This is a genomic window from Nocardioides sp. NPDC051685, from assembly GCF_044453405.1.
In the GTDB taxonomy this organism is placed as follows: Bacteria; Actinomycetota; Actinomycetes; order Propionibacteriales; family Nocardioidaceae; genus Nocardioides.
Genome location: NZ_JBITCR010000007.1, coordinates 96453 through 102758, shown reverse-complemented (window position 1 = coordinate 102758; position 6306 = coordinate 96453). Strand labels below are relative to the sequence as shown.

At 70.6% G+C, this 6306-nt stretch carries 4 protein-coding genes and 1 pseudogene; all 5 read left to right on the top strand.

The window, feature by feature from the left end; genetic code table 11:
- Positions 1–230: 230 nt before the first annotated feature.
- Complete coding sequence (ftsW, locus tag ACIA03_RS20445; RefSeq protein ID WP_396985859.1) at positions 231–1523, top strand: putative lipid II flippase FtsW; 1293 nt, start codon at positions 231–233, stop codon at positions 1521–1523.
- A 13-nt stretch (positions 1524–1536) separates the two neighbouring features.
- Positions 1537–2601: an undecaprenyldiphospho-muramoylpentapeptide beta-N-acetylglucosaminyltransferase gene (murG, locus tag ACIA03_RS20440; RefSeq protein WP_396985857.1), complete on the top strand. Its 1065-nt coding sequence runs from the start codon at positions 1537–1539 to the stop codon at positions 2599–2601.
- Complete coding sequence (gene murC / locus ACIA03_RS20435) at positions 2598–4016, top strand: UDP-N-acetylmuramate--L-alanine ligase (RefSeq protein ID WP_396985855.1); 1419 nt, start codon at positions 2598–2600, stop codon at positions 4014–4016. The genes murG and murC overlap by 4 nt, the downstream gene beginning before the upstream one ends.
- 17 nt (positions 4017–4033) lie before the next feature.
- On the top strand, positions 4034–5029 hold the full coding sequence (locus ACIA03_RS20430; protein WP_396985853.1) for an FtsQ-type POTRA domain-containing protein: 996 nt from the start codon (positions 4034–4036) through the stop codon (positions 5027–5029).
- A gap of 198 nt (positions 5030–5227) precedes the next feature.
- A pseudogene (gene ftsZ / locus ACIA03_RS20425) lies at positions 5228–6173 on the top strand (cell division protein FtsZ); the annotation flags it as partial.
- Positions 6174–6306: the final 133 nt, after the last annotated feature.

Genomic DNA, 6306 nt, shown 5'->3' with positions numbered 1-6306 from the left:
CCGCCAAACCCCGCCCGGGGGCGCCCCCTGGCCCGCCGCCGTACCCGGCCCGTCCGCCCCCCCCCCCCCTCGACGCCCCCCGGGCCGGGCGTGTTGGCACAGGCCTGCCAACTCGGCCGACGCAGGTGACGTCTCGGCACGGGCGACACGCGGAGGAGATGCGCGGGGAACGCCGGGCGGGCGGCGAGAATGTAATGGACGTACGTCGCACCGCAACTGGGAGGTAGGCCGTGACGACCACCAGCCCCGACCAGACCGGTCAAGGCTCGGCCGAGCAGGCGAGGGCGTACCCGAAGTCTGTCCTCGGCTACCTCAAGGCGTGGTTCCATGCGCTGCGGGTGGCGCTGAACCGGCCGCTGGCCGCCTACTACCTGCTGCTCACCAGCACCGCGCTGCTGCTGACCATCGGCCTGATCATGGTGCTGAGCGCCTCGAGCGTGTGGGCCTACCAGAAGATGGACAACTCCTACGCGATCGTCGGGCGGCAGGTGCTCTGGGTGATGATCGGCATCCCGTGCGCGTTCATCGCCTCGCGGATCCGGCCCAAGGACCTGCGCCGGCTGGCATGGCCGGGGTATTTCGTGGCCTGTGTGCTGCTCTTCCTGACGATCTTCCTGGGTCACGACGTCAACGGCCAGCAGAACTGGATCGGTGCCGGGCCGGTCAAGATCCAGCCGTCCGAGATCGCCAAGCTGGCGATCGTGCTGTGGTCCGCCCACGTCTACGCCCTCAAGGATCGCCGGCTCGACAGCCTCCACGAGGTGCTGATGCCGGTCCTGCCCGGGATCGCGCTGGCCACGGGGCTGGTCCTCGCCGGCAAGGACCTCGGCACCGCGCTGGTCTTCTTCGCGATCGCGCTCGGGATGCTGTGGGTCGTCGGCGCGCCGGGCAAGCTCTTCGGGATGGCGATCTCGATCATCGGGGTCTCGGTGCTGTTCCTGATCAGCACCGACACCGAGCGGCTCGCCCGGTTGACCAGCTTCGCGGACCCGTTCAAGGACTACCACGGACAGGGCTGGCAGCCCTCCCACGGTCTCTACGCACTCAGCTCGGGCGGCGTCCTGGGGCAGGGGATCGGGGCGTCGCAGCAAAAGTGGGGCGACCTGCCCGAGGCCCACACCGACTACATCTTCGCGGTGCTGGGCGAGGAGCTCGGCCTGGTCGGCACCCTGCTCGTCGTCGGGCTCTTCCTGACCCTCGCGTTCGCGCTGGTCAAGGTCGCGCGCCAGACCGACCGGCCGTTCGTACGCTACTTCAGCTTCGGTGTGCTGGTCTGGCTGCTGGGCCAGATGATCATCAACGTGGGCATGGTGCTCGCGCTGCTGCCGGTCATCGGCATCCCGCTGCCGCTGGTCTCCTACGGCGGCTCGGCGCTGATCCCGTCGATGGTGGCGCTGGGCGTGGTGATCGGTTTCGCCCGTCGTGAACCGGCGGCTGCCGCGGCGCTGAAGCAGCGTAAAGCCTTGGCAAAGGATCGGGCCCGCCAGGCAGCCGCCTACCGGTCCGCTCAACGCAACCGATAAGTTCGGACGCATCATGAAGGCCCTCCTCGCCGGCGGTGGCACCGCTGGACACACATCCCCCCTGCTCGCCACGGCTGATGCCCTGCGCCGTCTGGACCCCAGCGTGGAGGTGACCTGCCTCGGCACGCCTCGCGGCCTGGAGAACCAGGTGGTTCCCGCCGCGGGCTACCCGCTCGAGCTGATCCCGCCGGTCCCGATGCCGCGCCAGCTCAGCAGCGACCTGCTCAAGGTCCCGGCCAACCTGAAGGGCGCGGTCGACGCGACCTACGAGGTGCTCGACCGGATCCGGCCGGACGTCGTCGTCGGCTACGGCGGGTACGTCTCGATGCCGGCCTACCTCGCCGCGAAGCGGCGCCGCATCCCGATCGTCGTGCACGAGGGCAACGCGATGCCGGGGCTCGCCAACAAGGCGGGAGCCCGGGTCGCCGACCGGGTCGCGGTCAGCTTCCCGGACACCAAGCTGCCCAAGGCCGAATACATCGGGCTGCCGATCCGCCGGATGATCTCGACGATGGACCGCTGGGCGCTGCGCGCCGAGGCCCGCAGCTTCTTCGGGCTCGACCAGCACCGCCCCACGATCGTGGTCACCGGCGGCTCGCAGGGGGCCCGGACGATCAACGAGTCGGTCTCCGGTGCCTACCCGGCCCTGGCCGGCCAGGGCATCCAGGTGCTGCACGTGATCGGGCCGAAGAACGAGCTGGCCTCGCCCGGTCCGGGCTACCACGTGCTCAACTACGTCGACCGGATGGACCTCGCCCTGGCCGCGGCCGACCTGATGATCTGCCGCTCCGGCGCCAACTCGGTGATCGAGGCGAGCGCGGTGGGCGTCCCCGCCGTCTACGTACCGCTCCCGATCGGCAACGGCGAGCAGTCGCTCAACGCGCGCGCCGTCGTCGATGCCGGAGGCGCCGTACTCGTCTCCGACGCCGACATGAGCGCCGCCTGGGTCACCAGCCACGTACCCCCGATCGTCACCGACCGCGCCCGCCTCGAGGCGATGTCGAAGGCGGCCAGCGACCTGGTTCCCCGGGACGCCGACGAACGGCTGGCGCGGATCATCCTGGAGGTCGCATCATGAGGGTTCCTGTTCCCGAGCACATCCTTCCCGCCGAGCAGCTGGGCAGGGTCCACTTCATCGGCATCGGCGGTGCGGGCCTGTCCGCGATCGCCCGGGTCATGCTGGCCCGCGGGATCCAGGTCTCCGGCAGCGACGGGTCCGACTCCTCGATGGTCGCCGCGCTGCGCGAGGAGGGCGCGACCGTCTATGTCGGCCACGCGGCCGAGCAGGTCGAGGGCGTCGACACGCTGATCGTCTCCACGGCGATCCGCGAGGACAACCCGGAGTACGTCGCGGCCGTCGGATTAGGCCTGCGGATCTACCCGCGCTCGGCCGGCCTGGCCTCGGTGATGGAGGGTCGTCGCGTCCTCGCCGTCGCCGGCACCCACGGCAAGACCACCACGACATCGCTGCTGACCGTCTCTCTGCAGGCTGCGGGCGCCGCGCCGACCTACACCGTCGGTGGCGAGCTGGCCGCGTCGGGCACCAACGCCGCGGAGGGCTCGGGCGACCTGTTCGTGGCCGAGGCCGACGAGTCCGACGGCGCCTTCCTGGTCTACAAGCCCTACGCCGCGGTCGTGACCAACGTCGAGGCCGACCACCTCGACCAGTGGGGCACCGAGGAGGCCTACCGCGAGGGCTTCGCCCAGTTCGTGGGCCGGCTGGCCCCCGACGGGTTCCTGGTCGCGGTCATCGACGACCCCGGCGCCGCCGACCTGCGCCACGTCGCCCACTCGCTCGGCCGCCGCTTCATCGGGGTCGGCGAGTCGGAGCTGGCCGACGTACGCGCCGTCGACATCGTCCTGGAGGGCACCACCTCCTCCTTCACCGTCGTCGACGGGCTCGACGAGCTCGGCCGGATCACGCTGCAGATCCCCGGGCGCCACTACGTCGCCGACGCGCTGGCCGCGCTCACCGTCGGTCTGCGCCTGGGCCACTCCTTCGACCTGCTCAAGGCGGGGCTGGAGTCCTTCACCGGCACCCGGCGGCGGATGGAGCGCAAGGGCGAGGCCGCAGGCGTACGCGTCTACGACTCCTACGCCCACCACCCCTCCGAGATCGCCGGCGACCTCGTCTCCGGCCGGTCCGTGGCGGGCTCGGGGCGGCTCGTCGTCGCCTTCCAGCCGCACATGGTCTCCCGCACCCGGATCTTCGGCGAGGAGATGGGTCGCGTGCTCGGCGCCGCCGACGAGGTCGTCGTCCTCGACGTCTACCTCGCCCGTGAGGACTACGACCCCGAGGTCACCGGCAAGCTGGTCGCCGACGCGGTGCCGCTGCCGCCCGACCGGGTCGTCAGCGTCGCCGGGCTCGAGGAGGCCGCTGTCGAGCTGGCCCGCCGTGCCCGTCCGGGTGACCTGGTTCTGACCCTCGGGGCAGGTACCGTGACCGAGGTGGGCCCGATGGTGCTCGCCAGGCTACGTACGGCTGAGCAGTAACGCTGGGGGAGGCGAGCATGGGGGAGGACGGCTCGGGCGCGGACACGGAGATCGCCGAGGCCCTGGAGATCGCCCGGTCGGCGTCCGGGGAACGCGAGATCGACCTCGAGACGACCGGAGTGAGGTCGAGCGGCGAGCTTGCTCGTCCGCTCGCGCCGAGCGAGGGAGTAACCGCGCGAAGCGCGGAGTCCGAGGAGGCCACGGCCGGTGCCGAGCCGAGCACCGAGCCGGAGTCGCAGTCGGAGTCTCAGGATGAGCGTGCGGCGGTCGATCCGGCGACCCTGAAGAGTCGCAAGGCCTTCGCCCGGCGCCAGTGGCGCCGGCGCTGGCTGGCGTGGCGCTACCTCATCGTCGGGACCCTGACCATCGCCCTGCTGATCGGCGGGATCTGGGCCGTCTACTTCTCGACCTGGCTGCAGGTCAAGGGCACCTCGGTGCACGGCACGATGAAGATGACCAGCGCCAAGGAGGTCGTCGAGTTCGCGGCCGTTCCCGTCGGGGAGCCGCTGGCGACCGCCGACCTGGAGGCCGTGCAGGTGCGGGTGCTCAACGGGCTGTCGATGGTGCGCTCGGTCAACGTCTCGCGCGAGTGGCCCGACAAGATCCGGGTCGACGTCACCGAACGTACGCCGGTGGCGGTCGTCTCCATCGGCGGCCGGCTGCGGGCGCTGGACGAGACCGGCACCGTCTTCTGGGACTACAAGAAGGCGCCGCCGGGCCTGCCGATGGTGAACACCGTCACCGGCACCAACTCAGATGCGCTCCGCGAGGCCGCCGCGGTGGCCTCGGCGCTCCCGGCCGACCTGGCCAAGAAGGTCGACCACGTCGAGGTGACCACCGTCGACTCGATCTCGCTGGAGCTGCGCAACGAGAAGCGTGTGGTGTGGGGGAGCAGTGCCCAGTCCGACACCAAGGCCGATGTGCTGGTCGCGTTGATGAAGGCGGAGCCCGACGTGGCCCGCTACGACGTCTCCGTGCCCGGCCAGCCCGTGACCAGCAAGAGCGTCGACTGATCCGGCGTAGGGATCTTCCCTACCGGACGGCAACGGATGGGCACAACTGATCCGCGTCCGCGTGTCGCGCCAGTTTGAGGACGTACGTCTGCCTACTGTTCTGAGAGCGGCGAGGTTGACATAACTATAACCCTCAGGTTGAGGGTAAGGGTTGAGAACCGCCGCCAGGACCAACCAGCGATCGAAGGGGCGACCACCGTGGGAGCTGCACAGAACTATCTGGCGATCATCAAGGTCGTCGGCATCGGTGGCGGCGGCGTCAACGCTGTCAACCGGATGATCGAGGTCGGCCTCAAGGGGGTCGAGTTCATCGCCATCAACACCGACGCCCAGGCGCTGCTGATGAGCGACGCCGACGTCAAGCTCGACATCGGTCGTGAGCTCACCCGCGGCCTCGGTGCCGGCGCCAACCCGAGCGTGGGGGAGAGCGCCGCCGAGGACCACGCCGACGAGATCGAAGAGGTCATCAAGGGCGCCGACATGGTCTTCGTGACCGCCGGCGAGGGTGGCGGCACCGGCACCGGTGGCGCCCCGGTCGTGGCCCGCATCGCCCGCAGCCTCGGTGCGCTGACCATCGGTGTGGTGACCCGCCCGTTCGCCTTCGAGGGCCGCCGTCGCGCCAACTCCGCCGAGGAGGGGATCAGCAAGCTCCGCGAGGAGGTCGACACCCTCATCGTCATCCCCAACGACCGGCTGCTGTCGATCTCGGACCGCAACGTCTCGGTGATGGACGCGTTCCGCCAGGCCGACCAGGTGCTGCTGCAGGGTGTCTCCGGCATCACCGACCTGATCACGACCCCCGGTCTGATCAACCTCGACTTCGCCGACGTGAAGTCGGTCATGTCCAACGCCGGCTCGGCGCTGATGGGCATCGGGTCCGCGCGCGGTGACAACCGCAGCGTCGAGGCCGCCGAGATGGCCGTCTCCTCGCCGCTGCTGGAGGCCTCCATCGACGGCGCCCACGGCGTGCTGCTCTCGATCGCCGGCGGCTCCGACCTCGGTCTCTTCGAGATCAACGAGGCCGCCGCGCTGGTCGCCGACGCGGTCCACCAGGAGGCCAACATCATCTTCGGTGCCACCATCGACGACGCGCTCGGCGACGAGGTCCGGGTGACGGTCATCGCCGCCGGCTTCGACGGCGGCATGCCCAAGCGGCGCGAGGGCGCCTCCGCGCTCGGCAGCGTCCAGGGCCGCTCCACCGGATCCCAGTCCGCCAACAACGGTGAGACCGCCGCGGTGGCCACCGCCGTCGCGACCCGGCGCGCCGAGGAGGCCGA

What these genes read in the sequence shown, in the direction of transcription:
- murC (WP_396985855.1), top strand. Translation starts at nt 2,598, where the DNA reads ATGAGGGTTCCTGTTCCCGAGCACATCCTTCCCGCCGAGCAGCTGGGC.
- ACIA03_RS20430 (WP_396985853.1), top strand. Translation starts at nt 4,034, where the DNA reads ATGGGGGAGGACGGCTCGGGCGCGGACACGGAGATCGCCGAGGCCCTG.
- murG (WP_396985857.1), top strand. Translation starts at nt 1,537, where the DNA reads ATGAAGGCCCTCCTCGCCGGCGGTGGCACCGCTGGACACACATCCCCC.